This is a genomic window from Listeria cornellensis FSL F6-0969 (assembly GCF_000525855.1).
GTDB classification, from domain to species: Bacteria; Bacillota; Bacilli; order Lactobacillales; family Listeriaceae; genus Listeria_A; species Listeria_A cornellensis.
The window spans coordinates 1-22,529 of record NZ_AODE01000029.1 but is presented as its reverse complement, the minus strand read 5'-3'; the positions used below and the strand labels follow the sequence as shown (position 1 = coordinate 22,529).

Sequence of the window (22,529 nt, the reverse complement as noted above, 5' to 3'; positions counted from 1 at the left end):
GGAGGAAATAAAATGCATGTGAGCAGAACAGAGCGGGCGCGAAAAAAAACGCAAAACGCGGCGTCTAGGAGTTATTTTTACAGTCATTGCTTGCTTTTTATTTGGGGGATTAGGAAGTGCGTATCTGTTTATGCAGGCACATTCTAAGGTAACGGCAAACGAAATGAGTATGAACGAGGAGTCGACGGCGAATGTGAAGGCGAACATCGTGATTGATCCACATGCCCCGCTCAAAACGAAAATCGACTTAATTTTAAAGAAACATCAATTTAATGGGACGGCGTATGTCGTCAAGGATAACACAGCTATTATGAATCAAGGCTACGGTTTGGCTAATAGAATGACTGGGGAAGCCAATACAAGTCAAAGTTTATTTTTTATAGGGTCGATGGAAAAAGCGGTGGTCGCAACGGCTATCATGCAATTACAGGAAAAAGGACTGCTGAACGTCGAAGATCCAATTGCGAAGTATTTCCCAGAGTTCCCAAATGGACAAAATATCAAGGTCAAGAATTTTCTGGGGCACACTTCGGGTTTAGCAGGCCGTGAAAAAGGTAACAACAAAGTGACATCGCAGCAAATTTTAGAGCAGGTGGAAGCGGCGGGAATCAAGCGTCAGCCAGGTACATGGGACTATAAAGATGATAATTATGCGGTGATGGGAAGATTGGTTGAGAAGTTGTCGCATCAGTCTTTAGAGGCTTATTTAAAGCAACATGTTTTGGCGCCAGCTGGCATGACATCCACAGGTTTTGGTGATTCTTTTTTCACACATCCAAACGAATCGGTGAGTTATAAAACGAAGAATGGTGTGTTGACGAAAACAAGTTTTGTACAGGATACATCGCAATTGTTCGGTGCGGGGAACATGTATATGCCGCCGAAGGATATTTATTTGTTTAACAAGGCGTTGACAGATGGAAAACTGGTGAATCAATCGAGTTTGGCGAGTATGCTTCGTGCGGGAGCTGGGAATTATGGCTATGGTTTTTACACGCGGCCGAATTTTTATATTTCTCGCGGTGTGCTTTACAATTATGAAACGATTAACAGTTTTTCGAAAGATTATCGGGATGCTGTCATTATTTTTTCTAATATTCGGATGGAAAAAGATAACGGCGCGCTCGTGAAAGAAATTTATAGTGTGATGCAGTAAAAAAATAGATGCGATTTGCCAATTTCATGCTATAATATACAAAAGCGAAAAAACTTCAGGAGGAATTTTTTAGTGGAAATTAGGATTCAGAAAAAGCTTGCGACTGGGCAAGTTAGATTTGAAAGTGATTTCGGCACGTGTGAGGGAATTTGGAATGATGACGAGCCGGAGTCGAATCGCAAATATACGGTAGAAATCGAAATACCACAGCATTTGACGGCGGCGCAATTGGCGGAGAGCGACGAGAAGCATTGCATTTTGGAAAAAACGGAAGATGCGCATGTTCATGTTGTTGGACAACTAGAAGACTATGAAGAGGACGGTTTTGCCGTTTTGCGACTAGAGGACAGCATCATTTGTTTCAATACGCAATACGATGAGCAAATCGAAGCCTTACACGGAAAATTTATTGAATTTGAAGTAGAGCGGATTCACTTAAGTAAAGTAGGTATTTAAAAAAGTAGCGTTTGGATTTTTGTCCAAACGCTACTTTTTTAACTTTTTTCCGTAAATACTTTTAGCATCTGTTCTAAATCTTCCTCGTTACGAACGAATAGGAGTAAACGTTGACGGCCAGTTTCGATAACAAGTACGCCGTCTTCGGATAGGTTAATGCGCTCCATTTTTTTTGTATTCAAAGAAGAGGAGGGCGTAGAAAAAACCATGTTCCTTGAAGATAACGCGACCTTTTCTGATGAAACAAATATAGAAGAAGAGAATGCCCAGAATGGCTAGTAAGACTGATGTTGACGTTGGTCCGTGACGTAAGAACGCGTTCGAGATAAACAGCATCGCGATCAAACCAACGAATATGTATCCATCCCATTTCCCTCGTGAACGAAGCGGGACACTAAGAACGGTTTTACCTTTCCAAAAGTGAAGAATGACGCCATCATAAATGGAAAATAAAAACGCGCCGATAATCATGATCATTAAGAAGATATTTGTTGCATCCATACTCATTATTTTACACCTGCATTCATTGAATTCTGCTCTTATTGTATCATTATTTACCTGAAAAAGGAACCGAATCACATCATCAATCGGCTTATTTCTCAAGGCAAGGGCATGAAAAGAAATAATAGCCAAAATATCCTTGTGAAATGGCGCGTTAAATACTATAATTAGGATTCGAGTCATTTTATTCAGCAAAGAAAAGGGAGGAAAAATAATAATGAAAAGGCTACCAATTTTATTTTTAGCGCTCGGTTTAGTATTTATCGCAGGATGTTCCAGTGAGGCGACGACGGACAGCGTTACAGAGAAAAAGAAAACCGTAGAAGTAGAGAAAATGAAGGTTGTGAAGAGTACAAAGGGAACATGGTCACTTGAAATTCCGACGAACTAGAAAGCAGATAAAGAGCTTATCACAGAAGATGTAGAGCTCGCGGTAAGTCGGAAAGATGATGAGATTTCTTTAAATGGATTGACAGAGCTGAAAGAAGATTTCAAGGATTATGAAGGGGGAGTAAGTTTAGCCTCCTATCAAAAAATCGTGGAAGAAGAGTTTCCAAAAGATTACGGTGTGGAGAAATTCCCAGCATTCCAAGATGTGAAGGTAGGCGATTACCCTGCCAAATTAAGCGTATTTGAAACAAAAGAATCCGGATTTACCTATTTGAACCGTTTGTATTTAATTGAAATGGGCGATTTTTATTTACAAGTGTTAGAGTATGGACCGAAATCGAAAATGGAGAAATATCAGGTAGAAGCAGAGCAAGTGGTGCAGTCTATTAAGGAAGTACAAAAAAAATACAGAGGTAGCAAAATAGCCAGATTTAGAATTTTCAACAAAAAAAGGAGAGCACTATGAAAAAAATAGTATTAATAGTAGGGGCAGCCATTGTTGTACTTGGAGGTGTTTTGCTCTATTTGAATCACATGAATTATTGGCCATTTCAAGAGCAAAAAGAGGCTGGTATTCCAGATGGTGAGATTAAAAATATGAGGGAACTTGCTAAGACTGATGAGTTATCTTTACTTTTGGCTGCGAGTGGTGAGGTAGCTTATAATCTGAAAGGTAGCAACGTGAGTGTTTATTTTGATGTATTCCAACGAGATAAACGTGTGATCCATGAGCTTGTAACAGAGTTTGGGAGTGACGAAGATACACAACTGAGCGGTTCCCTTGTTTGGGGGATTCCTGGTTTTGATATTTTCACACCTACCGAAATCCGAGCAAAAATAACAAATGGTGGAGCGATTTCACAAGATACGTTTGTTATCCCAAAAGATGTTTTTGGGAAATTAGAGAACGCTGTGGCGCAAACACAGCCCTTTGAGAGTGGGAAGATTAAAAAAGGAGAGCGTTATATATTACAAGCGTGGGGTATGGGGAAAGGCGAAATGGGAATCAATGAAAAAACTTTTGCCAAGGAAGGTCTAAAAAACAGAGAACAAAGCGTTATCGTATATGTCGTTTTTGAATAAAAAAACAGGATTTTCCGTTATCAAAAAACGGAAAATCCTGTTTTTATTTTGCATCTATCAAGACCCAGGAACAGCAAATATTCCAAGTACATAACCTACAATACCGAGTCCAAATAACATGAAGATAATCCAAAGCGCGTTGATTTTTTTTCTTCAGCAACCACATACAAGCAAATGTTAGTCCTAATGCAAGAATACCAGGCATCAAGCTATCTAAAATATCTTGTACTGTAGTAACGGTTTTCTTACCTTCTTGGTTCGTTGTAGTAGAGACAACAAGTGGGATATCGATATTCGTCCATTTGTTTACCAGTCCACCCATAACGAACAACCCAAGAATCGATGCACCTTCTGTTAGTTTCTGGATAACACCACCGGCCATATCAGAAACAACATCGGTTCCTTTACGATAACCGTAGAACACGCCCCAATAACGGAAGCCAAGACGAATCGCGTTAAAGAGTACAAAGAATAAAATTGGCCCAAAGATACTACCAGTTGATGCAAAAGATGCACCTAGCGCGGCAAGTACTGGACGAACAGTTCCCCAGAAGATTGGATCCCCAACACCGGCAAGTGGCCCCATGAGACCTACTTTTATACCATTGATGGCAGCTTGATCGATTGGCGAACCATTTGCTTTTTGTTCTTCCATCGCTGCGGTTACCCCTAAAATCGGAGCTCCCATGTATGGATGTGTATTGAAAAACTCAAGATGGCGTTTCATTGCTTCTGCACGTTCTTCGCCTTCATATAAGCGATTGATGATTGGGACAACGGTAAAACAGAATCCCAAAGCTTGCATACGTTCAAAGTTCCATGAACCTTGGAATAGGTTGGAACGAATAAATACGGCCATTAAATCGCCTTTCGTTAGCTTTTTCTCGCCAACAGTTACTTTTGCAGTTTCATTACTCATAATTTGGTTACCTCCCTTTTTTAGTCGTCTAGGTCGTCATCCAGATCGTTCGCTGGTTTAGACCCACCGCCACCTGCAGCTCCGTATTGGGCAAGTGCTTCTTTTAGATAATATTTAGGGCTCAATTGGATGTAGACAATGGCTGCTACAAGTCCAAGAACACCAAGCGCTACTAAGTTGAACGTGGTGAAGGCTGCGACTACGAATCCTAGGAAGAAGAAAGGCATTAAGTATTTCGCTTGCATCATGTTAATTACCATTGCGTACCCGACAACAACGATAAAGCCACCAGAAACGTTTAGGCCGTTAACAAGCCAATCTGGTATAGCATTTAGCATGTCTGTTACGACACTGGTACCCATCGATAGGGCAACGATTAAAACCGGAATAGCAATCCGCATCGCCTGCAGAAGCAAGGCCGTGACGTGCAGCAGATCGATTCCCCTCAGATTCCCTGATTCTGCCATTTTATCAGCGGAGTGTTGAAATCCGACTGTAATGGTACGAACTAGAATCGTTAAAACTTGACCAGCAGCAGCTAGTGGAATCGCAAGTGAGATACCCACGCTGATGTCTTGTCCCCCTGAAATAACTAAGATAGTAGAAATTAATGATGCCAAGGCTGTATCTGGTGCAACGGCTGCCCCAATGTTCATCCAACCAAGCGCGATCATTTCCAGTGAACCACCAATAATAATACCAGTTGTCATGTCGCCAAGTACAAGACCTGTAAGTGTACAAGCAATCAGCGGACGGTGGGTTTGCCACTCATCCAAGATACTTCCCATACCACAGATACAAGCTACGAGGAAGACGAGAACTATTTGTATCGGATCCATATAAAATTCCCTCCCAATTTTGCTTTCTTAAAATAAATGGTGCTAAAGACGCGTGCTATTTACCATGAAAAAAATCATGCTTTGAGTCGCAGATTACATGCCTTCTTTATCCAGTAGTTGAATCATCATTACTTTGCTATCCGCAGCAACTTTACGGATTTCAAGCTCAATGCCTTTTTCGTTGAGTGCTCTAAAAGCAGCAACATCATCTTTGTCTACTGAAACAGCATTGGTGATTTGTGTTTTACCTTCACGAAACGCCATACCACCGATGTTCACGCTTGTAATCGGAACGCCAGCTTCGACAAAACGCAACACGTCTGTTGGGTTGGTGAAAAGCAACATAACAGGTGTTGTTTCATATTTAGGATTGTTGTAAGCACGAATACCTTTTTCAACATCCACTACATTGGATACAACGCCGGGTGGTGCCACTTGTTTTAAGAGCGTGCTACGAATTTCATCTTTTGCAACCTCATCATTACACACGATGATGCGTTCTACCTGTGTTTCTTTTGTCCAAACGGTGGCTACTTGACCGTGAATAAGACGGTCATCAATTCTCGCTAAACGGATTTCCATTATAAATCATCCTCCTCGACATTTTTAAGTGATTGTTTGAGTGATTTAACACCTTCGCGCCCCGCTGTAAGGGCAGTGTTCAGTAAATCTTCAAAACCACTTACTGTGCGCATGGACAAGGTTTCAAGCAACATCGGAATGTTGATTCCTGTCACGACATCCATTTTTTCTTTCGGTAAAGCAATTTGGCTCGCCGCATTATAGGGGCTACCGCCAAATAAATCAACCATGAAAAGAACACCCTCAGAAGCATCAATCGCATCCAATTTGTCAGTGAACTTTTGAATTAATGTATCTGTGTTTTCCCCTGGAACAAAGGTGATAAATTCCACGTTATCTTGCTTACCGATAATCATTTCTGTCGATTTAAGCAGTTCACGAGCGGACTCACCATGTGTCCCAATAATGATACCTACTGGCATATTAATTCCTCCTTTTTCTCTTTGTTAGGATTCTGTTATTAACCTCATGTACTTGCAAGGAGCGTGCCAATATTTTGTATTTGTTGATTTTGTGGTTGCTTCATGCGCCTAAATGCGGTTTCAATCATCCTTTAAAATTATGTATGCTAGTAGATTGATACGGTAGGGATGCTGAATGATATACTATAGCGTACTAGAATATCAATCCGTACATACAGTGTTTATTACCCTAATAGGATAACTTAAAAACAAAAAACTGCGAAAAAAACTTTATAAATAAAAAGTTTTTTTCGCAGTTGGCTATTTTTGGCTTGTTTGGTGTGTTTTGGTAAGGATATCATAAATATAGTATTGTTCGTCGTCTGTTAGTGATAATTTCATTGGTTGGAAACTGTCGTGGCTGGCTTCCTGAACTGCTTGGAAAGTAGTCGTGGATACGATCTCGTCGCTTGATTCATGATAGATGAGGCTATCCTTTATTACCATGCGTTCTATGGCACAACCGACATGGATGAGCAGGTTGATTTTGAGTGTATTTTCCATGGTGTAGTGAAGTTTTGTTTCTAATATGCTAGCAAATTTGAGAAGGCTAGGCAAGATTTTCTTAGGATTGAGGTAGGTTAGAAATTCGCTAAGACTATCCTCAATGACTTCGCGGGCAATCCAATTTGTCTCGCTTTTCTTGATGAAGATATCGCGTTGTTTGACGAGTTGGATGATTTGTTCCTCTCCATCTTTGGCGAAAAGGCGCTCGATTGGGAGGAATGGAATCTGCACTTTCGGGTCATGGATGCCGACAATCATTAGGATGTCATATTCTTCTTGCAACTGCTCGATTTTTTGACTGGCTTCGTGTATGGCGACTGGAATTACTTTGATATTGTTGGTCGTGATGGTTTCTAGGATGTTTTCAATGAAGGATTGCAGCTTTTCCGCAGCGCCTTCGCCAGTTGCGCAAATGGTGACAATCGCATGTGGTTTATCAGTCAACGTGGCAGTCGCTTCGGAATCGTAACCACCATAGCCACGAAAATCTTTCAGAGAATCATAAATACTATCTAAATCCATGTCGAGAATATTGGATTTGCGGACGGCTTCAATGACTGTCGCGGTGGAAACCATGTCGATTGTGCGAACTGAGATACCTGTTCGTTCAGAAATCATCGAGCCAAAACTTGTGAGTGATCCCATATCAACAAGTAGCAAGACGCCACGTCCCATATCGAGTTCGCGCGCACGTTGGGTGATTTTGTCGAGTACGACCTTAGGGCTGAGGTCAAGGGGCATATCGATGCTATCGACGAGCCCTTCGCCGAGCAACTTCTTGGCTACGTTAACCATACTTGTTGCCGTACTATTTCCGTGTGTTGCAACAAGAACGGCGACGCGATTCTCTTCTTGTTCTTTGAGCAGGGAACTAATGAGGAGCGTCAAATAGAGGACTTCCATATTGGGGACTCGAATCTGAAACTCTGCCTCGATTTCTTTTTTTTAACTCACGAGCAATGGCATAGCTCTCCGGCTTATCGTTGACGACATTTTCGATATTTGTGTATTTCAGTGGTTTGTTGCTACGGGCACGTTTTAGAAAAGAGGTGAGGTGCAGACTGAAAGCTAGTAAGAAACGCTCGTTTAACTTCTTCCCAAGTTGTTGTTCAATTTTCACCTGGATGTCTTCCGTGAAATTCAGAATATCTTCGTTCACGATTTTTAAGATGTTTTCGCGGTCATGAATGGTATTTTTAAATTTATTATAGAAGCTATTGAGGTGCACATCGATGTCCATCGTGATGAATTTCTTAATATCCTCGTCCTCCACGCCTTGATCCATCAGGATAGACGCCTTATCTTCAATGATTTTATACAGATTGAAATCAGGTTCATACTCATCGGAATTGATGAGCTGTTTGCCGCGTTCAGGCATAATCACTGTATACGGATCAAGGTATTTCGAGATTTCCTGTAATTCTTTTCTACGCCCGCTAAAATGGAAAAAGCCGTCTTTGATATTCATTGGCAATGTCTTAAAGTTAATCAAGATTTCCTCATCTTTGTCAAAACTATTTAAAAAACCTTGCGCACAGACAAGCTGAATATTCGATTTTAATTGTCCGATATTACCAAAAGTGGTGTTGCCAATCAAGGCTTTGGCGGCTTCATCTTCAATACGTAGCGGCTTACTGATACGGTGTGCTTCGTTTGAAAGTAGGTTTTTTAAGAGATCGACGCGTTCTTTGGCTGTTCGCTCTTCCAAGCTTGGTAAGGAAATCACAATCGGAATCCGTCGAACAAAAGTGCGTAACAAAGAGGACTCAGGGTCTTCCGTCGTTGCACCGATGATGAGTACGTTCGATTTGCGGCGCCGATCTGTCTCGCCAAGCTTATTAAACGTCCCCGTATCCATCAAATAGAAAATCATTTCTTGGCCCTCTGGCGGGAGACGATGAATTTCATCTAGAAACAGAATCCCACCATCTGCTTTTTCAACGAGACCTTCTTTTTCGATTTCCGCACCTGTAAAAGCGCCTTTTGTATGTCCGAAAATGTGAGACATCAGCAATTGCGGGTTGTTATAGTAATCCGCACAGTTAAAAATGATAAACGGCGACTGACTCGATAAGCGTTCGGCATGTTGCGAATAGCGATACATCAAATTGGCAAAAAGCGTTTTTCCGACACCGGTTTGTCCGACGATTAGTGTATGCAGGCCACTTGGTGGATATAAAACGGCGGCTTTGGCTTGTTCGACTTGGGTCCGCAAACTAGCATCTGATCCGATTAAGTCGTCGAATGGGCTTCGTTGTACAATATTATGATGCAGTATTTTTAGTAGTGCTTGGGAATTTTCAAACTCTAGTTCGTCATCTGGTAGCAATCGTTCGATTTTCTCTTCAATCGACTGGCGGTCAAAATAACGAACAGGTCGGCCAGCAATCTTGATGATTTTTCCTTGTCGGTGCAGTTCATTGAGCTCCATGCTGACATTATTTCGTAAAATATCGAGGGCATCTGATACTTCTGTTGCAGTAATGCCTTCATTTTGTTCCAATTGTTTCTTTATATTGTCATAGTCGTGTTGCTTTATATACTGATAAATACGTTCTATACGCTTCATGACGTACCCCTCCACTTCCTCTATTGGAAACATAGTGTATTAATAACCATGATACACTAGTGAATTTCTGTATTTAGTTTAGCATGCTTTGCTGATTTGTCAAGCGCTTACAGGTTTTGCGAGTAATGTATATTGACGAGGGATCAGGAACTAGTATAAAATGATGAAGAAATAACTAAACAGAAAATGGGGTTGAATTCCTTTGACAAAATTATTATTTATTAAAGCATCACCACTTCCGGATGATGTGTCCCGCAGTATGGTGGTAGCAAGCGCCTTTTTAGAGAAGTATAAACAAGAAAATCCGGGGGATGTGATTGAGCGTGTAGATGTTTACGAGCAAGAAATTCCGTTGATTGATGGTGCATTCTTGGCGGCCGGCAATGAGCTACGCGAGGGCAAGGCTTTTACTGATTTAGATGCTGCGATGCAAGAGCAGTTGAAGAAATTTGATGCGTTGACACAACAATTTATGGATGCGGATCGCTATGTGATTGTATCGCCACTTTGGAATCTTGGTATTCCTCCAATGTTGAAAGCTTATTTTGACACAGTGGTTGTTGCTGGGAAAACATTCCGTTATACAGCAAATGGCCCAGAAGCTTTGTTGAAAGACAAGAAAGCATTACAAATTCACGGTAGTGGTGGGGTTTATTCTACTGGTGAATCAGATCTTGAAACACATGGTGAGCCTTACATTAACACGATTTTGAACTTTATCGGTGTGGAGACATTACCGAGCGTCTTCGTGGAAGGTGTCGATTATGATCCAACGCGTAAAGATGAGATTTTAAATGCTGCAATTGAGGAAAGCGTTCGTCGTATTAGTTTATTTTAATAGGAAATAAAGGACTAGGGATTTGCTTTCGAGCGAGTTCCTAGTTTTTACTTTACTTTCTATTCTAAAAGTGTAAAATTAACCTTGTGTATCGTGTAACAATATTCCGTTTGTTTTAAAAGTGAGTAATCACTCATTATCGGTAATTTTGTGATTAAGTGAGCAATTAAAATGTTAGTTTGGGAAAGGAATGATAGGGAAATGATTCATGTTGGCTTAGATGTAGGCTCGACGACGGCAAAAGCGGTGGCGCTGGATGCGACAGGCGCCATTATTTTTCAGACGTATCGGCGCCATTTCTCGGATATTAAAGCGGTAACATTGCAAATCATGCAAGATTTAGAGAAGGCGTGTGGCGAGACGGAGATGACGTTTAAGATTACGGGGTCTTCGGGCCTTGCGATTGCGAAATTTTTGAAGGTGGCGTTTATTCAGGAGGTTATTGCGTGTACGGAGGCTGTGGAGCAGGTGATTCCAGAGACGGATGTGGTGATCGAGCTTGGCGGCGAGGATGCGAAAATTGTTTATTTCTCTGGCGGGATTGAGCAACGAATGAATAATGCATGTGCTGGGGGAACCGGGGCGTTTATTGACCAGATTGCGACGCTACTTCAGACGGATCCGAATGGCTTGAATGAACTGGCAAAAGGGGCGGAGACGATTTATCCGATTGCTTCGCGTTGTGGTGTTTTTGCGAAAACGGATGTGCAACCTTTGCTGAATGAGGGCGCGCGAAAAGAGGATATTGCGGCGTCGATTTTTCAGAGTGTGGTGACGCAGACGATTAGTGGGCTGGCGTGTGGACGGCCGATTCGTGGAAAAGTTGCGTTTTTGGGCGGCCCGCTGACGTTTTTGGATCAGTTGCGTTATCGCTTTACGGAGACGTTGAAAATGCGGGATACGGACATTATTGCGCCGGCGAATGCGGAGTATTTTATTGCGCTTGGGACAGCTTACAATGGGTGGAATGATGAGGCTGTTGAGATTGCAGATATGATTGCGCGGTTGCGAGATTTGGATTTTTCGAGTATGGCGACGGATACGACGATTTTGCCAGCTTTGTTTACGCGTGCCGAGGATTTGGTTGCTTTTCGGGAGCGACATAATCAGATGAAGGCGCCGCGCGGGGATTTGGCGAGCTATGAAGGCGATGTTTATTTGGGCATTGATGCGGGTTCAACTACGACGAAATTGGTGTTGATGGGCGCGGATCATGAGATTTTGTATTCGTTTTATGATAGCAATAAGGGGAACCCGCTACAGTCAGTGATTGATGCGACGAGCGATTTGTATGAAATTTTGCCAGAGAAGGTGAAGATTCGCCAGTCGGGGATTACGGGATATGGTGAGTCGCTGATTAAGGCTGCGCTTAAAATTGATGTTGGCGAAATTGAGACGGTGGCGCATTATCGGGCGGCGCGCGAGTTTCTGCCGGATGTTGATTTTATTTTAGATATCGGCGGGCAGGATATGAAATGCATGAAAATGAAGAATCAGGCGTTGGATAGTTTGATGTTAAATGAGGCGTGTTCGGCGGGCTGTGGCTCGTTTTTGGAGACATTTGCGCAGACGCTCGGTGTATCGATTCAGGATTTTGCGGATAAGGCGTTGCAGGCGCGGGAACCAGTGGATCTGGGCTCGCGTTGTACGGTATTTATGAATTCTAAAGTAAAACAGGTGCAAAAAGAAGGCGTTCAGATGGAGGATTTGTCAGCGGGATTGGCTTATTCAGTCGTCAAAAATGCGTTGCAAAAGGTGATTAAACTGCGGAACCCAAAAGATATTGGGGACAAGGTCATCGTGCAGGGTGGAACATTCTACAATGAAGCAGTTCTGCGGGCGTTTGAGCTGTTGACGGAGCGTGAAGTTGTTCGGCCAGATATAGCGGGAATGATGGGCGCTTACGGCGTGGCATTGATTGCGAAGGAGAACTACGAAACCGGGGAAGTGACGCAACTCCTCGTCCTTGAAAAATTGCGCGAATTTCAGGCGGAAACGTCCCAATCAAGATGTAATTTATGCAGTAATTCATGCCAGTTAACGATTACAAGATTTGGTGATGACCGCAAGTTTGTCAGCGGGAATCGTTGTGAGCGTGGCGAACGGGTGGAGTCTACGAAGAATTTATTACCGAATGTGTATGCGTATAAATACAAGCGTGTGTTTGATTATAAGTCGTTGAAAAAAGACGAAGCGACGCGTGGGACGATTGGGATTCCGCGGGCATTGAACGTTTTTGAGAACTATCCGATGTGGCATACGATTTTTACAGAGCTTGGTTTTCAGGTGAAGTTGTCGATGAAATCCTCAAAGAATTTATATGAAAAAGGGATTGAAACGATTGCGTCCGAAGCGGTTTGCTATCCGGCAAAATTGACACACGGGCATGTAATGGATTTGATTAAGAAGAAAGTGGATCGGATTTTTTATCCAGCGGTCGTGTATGAAAATAAGGAATTTGGTGAGGCGACGAATAACTTTAATTGTCCTGTTGTTGCGGGATATCCAGAGGTGATTCGCGTCAATATGGATGCGCTGGAAGAACAGAATGTACCACTGATTGCCCCATTTTTGACGTTGGATAATGAGGCGGCGTTAATAAAAGGGATGCACGAGGCATTTCCGGATATACCGCTAAAAGAGATGGAGCGGGCGGTGAAGGCTGGACTTTTAGAGGCGCGGAATTTCCGGGATGATATTCGCCAAAAAGGGGAAGAGGCGCTCGCGTATATTGAGAAAAACAAGATTCGTGGAATTGTGCTTTGTGGGCATCCGTATCATATTGATCCCGAGGTAAATCATGGGCTGCCAGAGTTGATTACGATGAATGGAATGGCGGTTTTGACGGAGGATTCGGTGTCACATCTTGGTGAAATGAAGCATCCGCTCCGTGTCGAGAACCAGTGGAAATATCATGCACGGCTTTATCGGGCGGCGAGCTTTGTCGCGGAGCAGGAGAACTTGGAAGTTGTGCAGCTGACTTCTTTTGGTTGCGGATTAGATGCGATTACGACGGATATGGTGCAGGAAATTATCGAGGGGCATAATAAGGTGTATACGTTGCTAAAAATTGATGAGATTAACAATCTTGGCGCGGCGCGAATTCGGATTCGTTCGTTAAAAGCTGCGATGGATGAACGGGCGCGAAACCATGTGTTGCCGAAAGAGATGCCGGCGCCAAAACCACGGGTGATGTTTACGAAGGAGATGCGAAAAACGTATACGATTTTGGCGCCGCAACTGGCTCCGACGCATTTTGAATTAGTGGAAGCTGCGGGGAATGAGGTTGGCTATAAGTTGGAAGTGTTGCCTGCCGTGACGCCGCGCGCAGTGGATGAAGGATTGCGTTATGTGAATAATGACGCGTGTTTCCCTGCGATTTTGACGATTGGACAAATGATGGATGCGCTTAAGCATGGGAATTATGATTTGGACAATTTGGCGGTTTTGATGACGCAAACGGGTGGTGGTTGCCGCGCGACAAACTATATTTCAATGCTGAAAAAAGCGTTAGGACAGGCGGATTTGGATCATATTCCGGTGATTTCGCTGAACGCCAATGGCTTAGAAAAACAGCCGGGATTCAAAATTACACCAAAGGTCGGCGTGCGTTTCTTGGTGGGGCTGTGCCTTGGTGACGGTCTGGATCGGATGCTGTATAAGACGCGTCCTTATGAGATGATTCCGGGTAGCGCGAATAAACTGCATCGCCATTTTATCGAAAAGGGCAAGGAGATGTTGGCGAATTATAGCCAGGCGGCGTATGCGGAATTTTGCAAGGAGATGGTGATGGCTTTTGATAGTTTGCCGTTGAAAGAGGAGGTTAGGCCAAAAGTTGGTGTTGTCGGTGAGATTTTAGTGAAATTTCATCCTGGCGCGAATAATGATATCGTTGGCCTGATTGAGGAAGAAGGCGGGGAAGCGGTCGTGCCTGATTTTGTCGATTTCTTGCTGTATTGTTGCTACGACAGCCATTTTGCGGCGAATACGTTCGGGATGTCGAAGGTGAAATCGTTCGCGAAGCATAGTTTGGCGATTCCAATAATCAATAAATATCGGAAGCCGATGTCGGATGCTTTGCGGTTGAGTAGGCGTTTTAAGGCACCTGAAAATATTGAAGTCATCGCTGAAAAGGCCAGTCGGTTGTTGTCGCTCGGAAACAAGATGGGTGAAGGCTGGTTCTTGACGGGTGAAATGATCGAGTTGCTGGATAGTGACGTGCCGAATATCGCTTGTCTGCAACCATTTGCGTGTTTGCCGAACCATATCACAGGCCGTGGCATGATCAAAGGTTTGAAAAAAAATGTACCCGGCGGCGAATATCATGTCCATCGATTACGATGCGGGTTCAAGTTCGGTCAACCAGCTAAATCGGATAAAATTGATGCTTTCCATCGCGAAGAAGCAACTCGAAACAGCAACCGAGCCTGAGTCGAAAGTTGTCGTAAAAAAAGAAGGCTTCCATCCGAAAGAAAAAATTGTTGATACAGCGAAACGTGTTCGGGATTCTGCGCCGATTGAAAAACTAGGCAGTACGGTAAAACGGGCACGTGAAGCGGCCCCTGTTGGGCACATCGTGGATAAAGTAACGGCTTCAGCTGAATCTGAAAAAGTACAAACAGAATCATAAGCATAGAGACAGGTTTCTTGATTATCAGGAAGCCTGTTTTTAATGTAAAAAAGTTCACAAACAGGAAAATAGCTAAACTTACTACTTCATTGCTATAATTTGAACGTAGAACGGGTAAATGAAAACAGGAAGGGGGGATTCACGATGATATATTTCGCGAAGCTTGCTGGAATCGCCTTTGTTGTCTTTTTAGTGATTGATGCTGTGTGGCTAGGGCTTATTGCCAAGAATTTATATAAGCATTATTTGGGCGATTTGATGGCAACGAATATGCGATTTGGCGCGGCGCTTTTGTTTTATCTTTTGTTTGTTGGTGGGATGGTCTTTTTTGTTATTGAGCCAGCGCTTGCAAAAGACAGCCTCCAGTTTGCGATTTTTGCAGGAGCGTTTTTAGGATTGCTTTGTTATGCGACATACGATTTAACGAACTTGGCGACGCTAAAAGATTGGCCGATGCTTGTCACGGTGATTGATTTATGCTGGGGCGCGTTTATTACGGCAGCAACGTCGGGTATTGTATTCTGGCTAGCAAAAGTATGGCAGATTTCATGAAGGTGGGGACGGGAACAATGACGGATTTTTTAGATAGTAAAAAGTTGTATCATGCCTTTTTAGGTGGTGCCAGGGCGGTTATTGATGCAAAGGATGGGTTGAATGCAATCAATGTTTTTCCTGTGGCAGACGGTGATACTGGAAGTAATCTCGCGTCGACAATGTTATCGATTGTGGAAGAGTCGAAAATCGCTGAATCGGCAAAAGAGACGCTATATACGATTTCAGAGGCGGCTTTATTTGGTGCTCGCGGGAACTCAGGGATTATTTTTGCGCAATATGTGAATGGTATGCATTTTCATTTATCGGATGATAAACGTGTTTCGTTGGGCTGTTTTGCGCGTAGTGTCGCGGGCGGTGCTGATTATGCGTATAACGCGATGGGAAATCCGGTGGAAGGTACGATGATTACGGTGATTCGGGCGTGGTCGGAGGCGATTGCGCAGGCGAAGGATCATGGTGCTACTTTTCAAGAGGTGTTGGTAAATGCGTTGAAACAGGCTAAAGCGGCTTTGGAAAGCACGCCGAATATGTTGCGCGTTTTGCGGGATAATGGGGTTGTGGACGCTGGTGCGAAGGGTTTTTTCACGTTTGTTGAAGGGTTTACATCGGTAATTAATGACGAGGCATATGTGGCGGAGACGGTGAGCTTGTCGCGATTGGTAAAGGAGGAAGTTTTGGATCAAGCGCCTGTGTTTCGTTATTGTACGGAGGTTTTGCTACAGGGGGAAGGGTTCGACGCGGACGAGATTCAGTCGGGATTGGCGTCATTTGGCGATTCTCTGATTGTCGCGGGAACGGATACGAAAATTCGGGTACATATTCATACGGATGAGCCGCGCGAGGTTTGTGCTTATTTGGCTGATTATGGCGTGATGATGCAGCAGAAAGTGGATGATATGCAGAATCAATTTGACGTGATTCATCATCGGAAATATCGGATTGCATTGGTGACGGATTCGGTGGCGGATTTGCCGCAGAGCGTGATGGAGGAATATCAGATTCAAGTTATCCCGCTACACATCGCGCTTGCCGGGAATGATTATTTGGATAAAATCACGATGGATACGGGCACGCTGTTTGAGCGTCTAGAGGACAGTGATGCGTATCCGACTTCATCTCAGCCAAGTGTGAAAGCGGTCGCGAATCAGTTGTCATTTTTGGCGAATCATTATGAGCACGTGCTTGTTTTGACGGTATCTGGGAAACTTAGCGGTACGCATGAAACGGTGAAAAAAGCGGCTGCGAGTGTATCGAGTGATATTGTGGTGTTGGACACGCGGCAAAATTCGGGTGCGCAAGGATTGCTCGTGAAGGCGGCTGCGGAAGAAATTGCGCTCGGGAAAACGTTTGCGGAAGTGCAGTCGTTCGTGATGCAGAGCATTTCGCAAACGAAGATATTTGTCAGCGTGCCTAACTTGGATGCAATGATTCGGTCGGGGCGTCTCGGTGAAAAGGGTGGCGCGATTGGGAATACGCTAGGCTTGAAGCCAGTCGTTTCATTGTCTGATACGGGTGCTGGAACGGTGAGCGATATTGCTTTTAGTTTGCTGGGAAGCACGAAGAAAATTGCAGCACGCGTGAAGAAGATGCTTGCACAAGGTCAAATCGCGGAATATGCGATTGTCCATGCACACACGCCGGAACGAGCGGCGGAATATGAAGCATTGTTTACGCAGATTGTTGGGAAGTCGCCTGCCTATGTGATGGAGATTTCGTCCATTATTGCGATGAGTGCTGGGGTAGGCTGTGTGGCGATTGCGATTCGGATGCAGTTAGATGAAGGGGAGGAAATATAAGATGATATATTGGATAGCAGGCTTATTATTATGGATTTACTTTACAATTCTGTTCTTATGGGCGCAAAAATTAAAAAAATAACTCGATTGTAGATTTAGCGTGGGGACCGGGATTTGTTATCGTCGCGCTCTATACGTTTTTTTTTCGGTGGCGAGATGACGACGCAAGGCTTGATTGTAACCATCTTCGTTTTTATTTGGGGCATGCGCTTGTTTCTACACTTAGCGAATCGGAATATCGGGAAGCCAGAGGACTATCGCTATGTGAATATGCGTAAACGATGGGGGACTCATTTCGCTAAATTGAAAGCGTATTTGAATGTTTTTATTTTACAAGGCGTGTTGCTTTATATTATTAGTTTGCCAATTTTGCTTGTGAATACAACCTCGGCAGACGCGCTCGTATGGTGGAATTATGCGGGAATTGCCGTTTGGATTATTGGCTTCTTTTTCGAAGTGGCTGGAGACGAACAACTGCGCCGTTTCAAAAAAAAATCCAGAAAACAAAGGCAAACTCATCATGACGGGACTTTGGAAATATACGCGTCATCCAAATTATTTTGGCGAGGCGCTTAGTTGGTGGGGCATTTTTCTAGTAAGTATCACTGGGGTAGCAAGTCTTTGGGGCATTATTGGTCCCGTTATTATTACGTTGCTACTTTTATTCGTATCTGGCGTGCCATTACTCGAGAAGAAGTACAAGGACCGCCCCGATTTTCAGGCCTATGCCAAACGAACGTCCAAATTTATTCCAAGCATTCCAAAGAAGGCAAACTAAAAGTAAAGGGGTATGCAATTATAGCCATTTTATGTATACTTTGTGACGGTATTGTCCAAGCACTTGTAATCGGACTGGATTCCTTTAGAATAAGATGAGTGTGATAAAAAGGTTGACAATGAGGAGTGTAGTACATGAAAAAAAAAGCTTATTTTAATGTCCGTAGTCGTTTTGACAGCTGTGATTACCCTAAGTGCATGTGGAAGTAGCAATACTGTAGAACCAAAAGAAGCAGCAGATATCGCTGTGAATACGATTATCTTCAATAAAGATGTCGAGAAGTACAAAGATACATTTGGTAAAAGTGCTACAGCTTTACAAAAAAGCTATAAAGAAAGTTTCACAAAAAGGTTTGCAGCGAATATAAAAATAACGGATGGCAGTATGAATGATGACATAGGCGAATTGTATGATGCCTATGTAAAACGCGCAAAAGAAGTAACAAAATATACATCAAAGGTAACAAATGATGATAAGAAAAAACCAACTGTTGAAATTTCGGTAAACGGTCTTGATATGGCTAGTTTACGAGCAGAAAGATCGGCCGCTTTTAAAGCAAAAGTGAAAGCAGACCCATCTATCGAAAAAGATGCAAAGAAAAATGCAAAAGCGGTCATTGCAGGTTATAAAGCAACGATTCCAAAAGCAGAAGTAAAGCCTTCCCAAAAAAGCAGTCCAAGTAAAGCTGAATCTAGAGGCGAACAAAGAACATTGGAAGATTAAAGATGACGAAACATTTGCAAACAATTTGTACCGAGCCTTCTTTACTGGAACAGGAACAGCGCAATAAAATAATTTTGAAGTGATCATGTTGAGAAAGTGTATAAAATTAAACTGTTATTTGATATTTTCCCGTCTAAATACTTGTAATCTGTTGGGATTCCTTTAAAATAGGTAGTGTATGAAAATAAGGTTGGGAAAAAGGAGTGTATCACATGAAGAAAAAGTTAGCTTTAATGCTTGTCGTTGTTTTAACAGCTGCGATTACCCTAGCTGCATGTGGAAGTAGTGCTGTAGAACCGAAAGAAGCGGCAGATATTGCTGTCAACACAATCATCTTCAATAAAGACACAGATAAGTTCGAGGACGTATTTGGTGAAGATGCGAAGGACCTAGAAAAAGAAATCAAAACAGGCTTCAAAAAAGGGTTTACAAGTAGCCTAAACATTACAGATGGTAGTATCGATGATGAGGTTGATAAATTATACGATACGTTTGCTAAACGCGTAAAAGAAGTAACAAAATATACTACAAAAGTAACAAATGATGATAAAGACAAACCAACTGTTGAGATTTCTGTTAACGGCCTTGATATGACAGGCGTACAAGCAGAAATGACAACTGCTTTACAAGCCAAAGTAAAAGCCGATCCGTCGATTCAAACCGATGCGAAAAAAGCGGCTACTGCAATGCTTGACGTTTATCAAGAAACAATCGCAAAAGCAAAAGTTTCTGAGAAAGCCGTTAAAGTGAAAATGAATCTAGAATCTAACAAAGATCAGTGGAAAATTAAAGATGCAGACAAGTTTGCACAAAATCTTTATTTAGCCTTCTTCACTGGTACTGTTCAGTCGTAAAACACTGATACAAGAAAAGGAAGCACGACCAACTCTTTATTTTGAGGGTTAGTCGTACTTCCTTTTTTGTTTATCGCTGTCCAACTGTGAAACGGGCGCGTATATGGTTTGCATTTTCTGCTTCGTCCATAAGTGCAATCGCATAGTCTTCCATACTGATGTAGCTGTTTCCTTTTGCATCAACAATGAGTTCGTCTGTTCCTATTGTATAAGTACCTGTGCGCTCTCCTGGCTCGAACAATCCTGCGGGGCTAACATATGTCCAGTCAAACGTTGCGTCTGATTTCAAGTGATCTAATTGAATCGCTTGTGCAGCTCCTGTCGCGTAGTAGGGAGCTTCTTTGAAAGATGGTGTATCTAGAACGCGAGTCCCTTTATCATCTACCAACGAGCTTGCTGCACCACCGACAACGATGAGACGAGGCGCGATCGTTCCATTTAATTCTGTAATCAGATGATCCACCGATTTCCAATGATTATCCGATGCTTCAATTGGCGCGCTAAAAGCATCCACCAAAACATCAAATCCAGCGACATCTTCCTTGGTGAGACTGAAAATATCCTTTTCCATAACTGCGATATCATTATCCGCTAGTTTGCTAGCATTACGGACGATGGCTGTTACTTCATGACCTCGATTTTTTGCCTCGGTTAATACACGTGAACCTGTACGACCTGTTGCTCCGATAATTCCAATTTTCATAATAAATAACCTCCTTATAATTACGTTGTAACTATAATTGTTACAACTGTTGATTTTAGTATATCGCTAATCCTATAAAATGTAAAGGATAAAGTTTTTGTTAATAAAAAGAGGCAAGAAGTCGTTGATAGACCTTGCCTCTTAGCTATTATGATACCGTTGCTTTTTTTTAGTTTTGATGCGATAACTAGGTGGGAAATTGTGAAAATTAGCAAGGCGGCCCAGATGAAAAGGAACGCGATGAGTTGTGTGCTGTCGAAGGCTTCGTGGAAAACAAAGACGCCGAGTATGAGCATGAGCGTCGGCCCAACGTATTGAATGAAGCCAAGCATCACGTAAGATATCCGCCTTGCACTTGTTGCAAAAAGGAGTAGAGGAATTGCCGTAACGACGCCAGCTCCAAAAAGAACGAGATTTGTATCGAAACCGAATCGCATGAAAGCATCTTGCGCGAAAAATACTAAAAAGATGAGCGCAAATGGTGTCATAATTAGTGTTTCAATCGTTAGCCCACCCCACGCGCTGATGGGTACTAATTTTTTTAATGAGTCCATAAAGGCCGAATGTGACAGCCATTGAAATAGCAGCCCAAGGGAATATACCTTGATGAATGGCTAAAATAAGAACACCGATAGCCGCAGATAGTACGGCTAACATCTCGCCACGGCTAAGTTTCTCTTTTAAGAAGACGGTAGCAAGTAGCACGTTGACCAATGGATTAATATAATAGCCGAGACTTGCGCTGATGACATGTCCATCATTGACGGTGAAGATAAATATAAACCAATTCGCCGTAATTAAAACGGAAGCCACCGAAATCGCTACAATTAATTTGGGACGTTTCAAGATGGAGATGATTTCAGTCCATACTTCTTTTGTTTTGCCAAGAATTGCGATAATGGCAACCATGAATACAAAGGACCAAATAATTCGGTAAGCCAGAATTTCGCTAGCTGGAACTGCCCCAGCCATTTTCCAATATAGCGGTAATACTCCCCAGATAGTATAAGCCCCAATAGCAGCTAATATACCTAACGTTTTTTTCTTTTTTCTGAATGCATGCCCTCACCTTTTCTATTAAAAAATAATAGAACCATTGTAACACATATTTGGGGATGAAAAGACGGAAATCAAGTATAAGTTGCCGAAATATTTTTTTTTCGCATATGATAGTGGGAGGACAAATGGGAGGAGGTGTGTGGATTATGCTGACGAAAAAGCAATTGATTGATGAGAAAAGAGAACAATTAACGCCTGATAAACAAGCGTATATGAAGACGGTGGAATGGGTAATTGCTGGGGAGAAAAATGTGTCAGAGCAAGAGAAAGATGCATTTGTGTTACAGGCGATGGGTCAACTCGTAGCATCAGAAAAAGCAAATCCCGCTCAGGTTCTGGGGATGGATGCAACAGCTTACGGTAGGCAATTGACGAAACAAAAGGCGGAGCAATCACCAAATACAAAGACGGATTATACGAGTCAGATTCCGTTGTTTGTTTTGATAGGAATTTTGGCCATGAGTCTCTTTTTAGTCGCTATGGGGATTATCGGCCTGGTCACTAAAGATAGTGTTATTTATGCAGGGACATTTGTGTTGACCGTTTTGATGGTTTTTATTTGTATCGTGTGTATTTTAATAGGCGGGTACATATTGTGGAAGCATTATTCGGTCACAGAATCGAAATCAATGGCTGCCTACTTTTTAATAGGCAGTGGTATTGTCGTTATGTATGTTTTTGTACTTGTATTCTTGTTGATGATTTTGCCAGACCTAGGCCCCGTAATGAGCGGCGGAGCTTTGCTTGAATTGATACTAGGCGTTGGAGGATTTATGACAGCGGCACTCGCATGGAAAAAAATCCAGAAAAATAAAAGGTGAAGTTAGGATACTCATAATCAAAGTGGTACCCATGTCAAGGACACTTGTAAAAAAAGAATTAAGCACTTGCTAGAAGATGGTTTCTGTATTGTACAGGAGCCATTTTTTGTTTGCCCAGCATGGGCAAACTCTAACGGGTGAAAGTCCCGAGTGCGACCGAGTAGTGGTAAGCACCTAGCCAACAGCAAGGGTGTCCATGGCGACGTGGAATCTGAAGGAAGCTCAAGGCAAATCTCTGGTCCGACGAACAGAAATCACATAGAAGGCGCCATGCAAGGATAAGGTTGCAAAAGAAGCCGAAGTCCAATA

Annotated in this window: 15 protein-coding genes and 6 pseudogenes; 13 read left to right on the top strand and 8 right to left on the bottom strand. The window is 42.7% G+C overall.

What is annotated here, in order from left to right; all coding sequences use genetic code 11:
- Window positions 1-130 precede the first annotated feature (130 nt).
- The gene (locus PCORN_RS12300; RefSeq protein WP_051999440.1) at window positions 131-1,156 is read left to right on the top strand and encodes a serine hydrolase domain-containing protein; all 1,026 of its coding nucleotides are present in this window, start codon (window positions 131-133) and stop codon (window positions 1,154-1,156) included.
- A 72-nt stretch (window positions 1,157-1,228) separates the two neighbouring features.
- Window positions 1,229-1,612, top strand: coding sequence for a hypothetical protein (locus PCORN_RS12295; RefSeq protein ID WP_036070237.1), 384 nt, complete (start codon window positions 1,229-1,231; stop codon window positions 1,610-1,612).
- Window positions 1,613-1,650: 38 nt separating this feature from the next.
- On the opposite strand, the pseudogene PCORN_RS12290 reads toward PCORN_RS12295, so the two are convergent.
- Window positions 1,651-2,083, bottom strand: a pseudogene (locus PCORN_RS12290) (DUF986 family protein).
- A gap of 247 nt (window positions 2,084-2,330) precedes the next feature.
- Between PCORN_RS12290 and PCORN_RS19395 the strand changes: the two are divergent.
- The 3 genes from PCORN_RS19395 to PCORN_RS12280 all read left to right on the top strand — a co-directional run bounded on the left by PCORN_RS19395 (window position 2,331) and on the right by PCORN_RS12280 (window position 3,586).
- Window positions 2,331-2,504, top strand: coding sequence for a hypothetical protein (locus PCORN_RS19395; protein WP_159102587.1), 174 nt, complete (start codon window positions 2,331-2,333; stop codon window positions 2,502-2,504).
- Between the two features lie 78 nt (window positions 2,505-2,582).
- Window positions 2,583-2,969 carry a hypothetical protein gene (locus tag PCORN_RS12285; protein WP_036081020.1) on the top strand — a complete coding sequence of 129 codons (387 nt, stop codon included), beginning with the start codon at window positions 2,583-2,585 and terminating at the stop codon, window positions 2,967-2,969.
- Window positions 2,966-3,586 (top strand): hypothetical protein, encoded by a 621-nt coding sequence (locus tag PCORN_RS12280; protein ID WP_036081016.1) that lies wholly within the window; start codon window positions 2,966-2,968, stop codon window positions 3,584-3,586. The genes PCORN_RS12285 and PCORN_RS12280 overlap by 4 nt, the downstream gene beginning before the upstream one ends.
- Before the next feature lie 57 nt (window positions 3,587-3,643).
- Here PCORN_RS12280 and PCORN_RS12275 read toward each other — a convergent pair.
- The 5 genes and pseudogenes from PCORN_RS12275 to PCORN_RS12255 all read right to left on the bottom strand — a co-directional run bounded on the left by PCORN_RS12275 (window position 3,644) and on the right by PCORN_RS12255 (window position 9,463).
- Window positions 3,644-4,505, bottom strand: a pseudogene (locus PCORN_RS12275) (PTS mannose transporter subunit IID).
- Window positions 4,506-4,525: 20 nt separating this feature from the next.
- Complete coding sequence (locus PCORN_RS12270; protein WP_036081013.1) at window positions 4,526-5,344, bottom strand: PTS mannose/fructose/sorbose transporter subunit IIC; 819 nt, start codon at window positions 5,342-5,344, stop codon at window positions 4,526-4,528.
- A 93-nt stretch (window positions 5,345-5,437) separates the two neighbouring features.
- The gene (locus PCORN_RS12265) at window positions 5,438-5,926 is read right to left on the bottom strand and encodes a mannose/fructose/sorbose PTS transporter subunit IIB (protein ID WP_036081010.1); all 489 of its coding nucleotides are present in this window, start codon (window positions 5,924-5,926) and stop codon (window positions 5,438-5,440) included.
- Window positions 5,926-6,348, bottom strand: a complete 423-nt coding sequence (locus PCORN_RS12260; protein ID WP_036081007.1) for a mannose/fructose/sorbose PTS transporter subunit IIA — start codon at window positions 6,346-6,348, stop codon at window positions 5,926-5,928. The genes PCORN_RS12265 and PCORN_RS12260 overlap by 1 nt, the downstream gene beginning before the upstream one ends.
- A gap of 300 nt (window positions 6,349-6,648) precedes the next feature.
- A pseudogene (locus PCORN_RS12255) lies at window positions 6,649-9,463 on the bottom strand (sigma-54-dependent transcriptional regulator).
- A gap of 202 nt (window positions 9,464-9,665) precedes the next feature.
- Here PCORN_RS12255 and PCORN_RS12250 point away from each other — a divergent pair.
- The 7 genes and pseudogenes from PCORN_RS12250 to PCORN_RS12220 all read left to right on the top strand — a co-directional run bounded on the left by PCORN_RS12250 (window position 9,666) and on the right by PCORN_RS12220 (window position 19,637).
- Window positions 9,666-10,301 carry an FMN-dependent NADH-azoreductase gene (locus tag PCORN_RS12250; RefSeq protein ID WP_036081004.1) on the top strand — a complete coding sequence of 212 codons (636 nt, stop codon included), beginning with the start codon at window positions 9,666-9,668 and terminating at the stop codon, window positions 10,299-10,301.
- Between the two features lie 201 nt (window positions 10,302-10,502).
- Window positions 10,503-14,931 (top strand): annotated as a pseudogene (locus PCORN_RS12245) (acyl-CoA dehydratase activase-related protein).
- 144 nt (window positions 14,932-15,075) lie between these two features.
- Window positions 15,076-15,483 carry a DUF2177 family protein gene (locus PCORN_RS12240; RefSeq protein WP_036081002.1) on the top strand — a complete coding sequence of 136 codons (408 nt, stop codon included), beginning with the start codon at window positions 15,076-15,078 and terminating at the stop codon, window positions 15,481-15,483.
- Window positions 15,484-15,500: 17 nt separating this feature from the next.
- Window positions 15,501-17,282, top strand: coding sequence for a DAK2 domain-containing protein (locus PCORN_RS12235; protein WP_036080999.1), 1,782 nt, complete (start codon window positions 15,501-15,503; stop codon window positions 17,280-17,282).
- A gap of 1 nt (window position 17,283) precedes the next feature.
- Window positions 17,284-18,060, top strand: a pseudogene (locus tag PCORN_RS21115) (DUF1295 domain-containing protein).
- Window positions 18,061-18,216: 156 nt separating this feature from the next.
- A complete protein-coding gene (locus tag PCORN_RS12225) occupies window positions 18,217-18,783 on the top strand; it encodes a DUF5105 domain-containing protein (RefSeq protein ID WP_051999439.1) in 567 nt (188 codons plus the stop codon).
- Window positions 18,784-18,995: 212 nt separating this feature from the next.
- On the top strand, window positions 18,996-19,637 hold the full coding sequence (locus tag PCORN_RS12220; RefSeq protein ID WP_036080996.1) for a DUF5105 domain-containing protein: 642 nt from the start codon (window positions 18,996-18,998) through the stop codon (window positions 19,635-19,637).
- Between the two features lie 70 nt (window positions 19,638-19,707).
- Here the strand turns inward: PCORN_RS12220 and PCORN_RS12215 are convergent, their stop codons facing one another.
- A complete protein-coding gene (locus tag PCORN_RS12215) occupies window positions 19,708-20,340 on the bottom strand; it encodes an NAD(P)-dependent oxidoreductase (protein WP_036080993.1) in 633 nt (210 codons plus the stop codon).
- A gap of 164 nt (window positions 20,341-20,504) precedes the next feature.
- Window positions 20,505-21,369 (bottom strand): annotated as a pseudogene (rarD, locus tag PCORN_RS18600) (EamA family transporter RarD); the annotation flags it as partial.
- A 176-nt stretch (window positions 21,370-21,545) separates the two neighbouring features.
- On the opposite strand from rarD, the gene PCORN_RS12205 reads away from it, so the two are divergent.
- Entirely contained in the window at window positions 21,546-22,220 is a 675-nt protein-coding gene (locus tag PCORN_RS12205) for a DUF1129 family protein (RefSeq protein WP_036080991.1), read from the top strand.
- The last annotated feature ends 309 nt before the right edge of the window (window positions 22,221-22,529 follow it).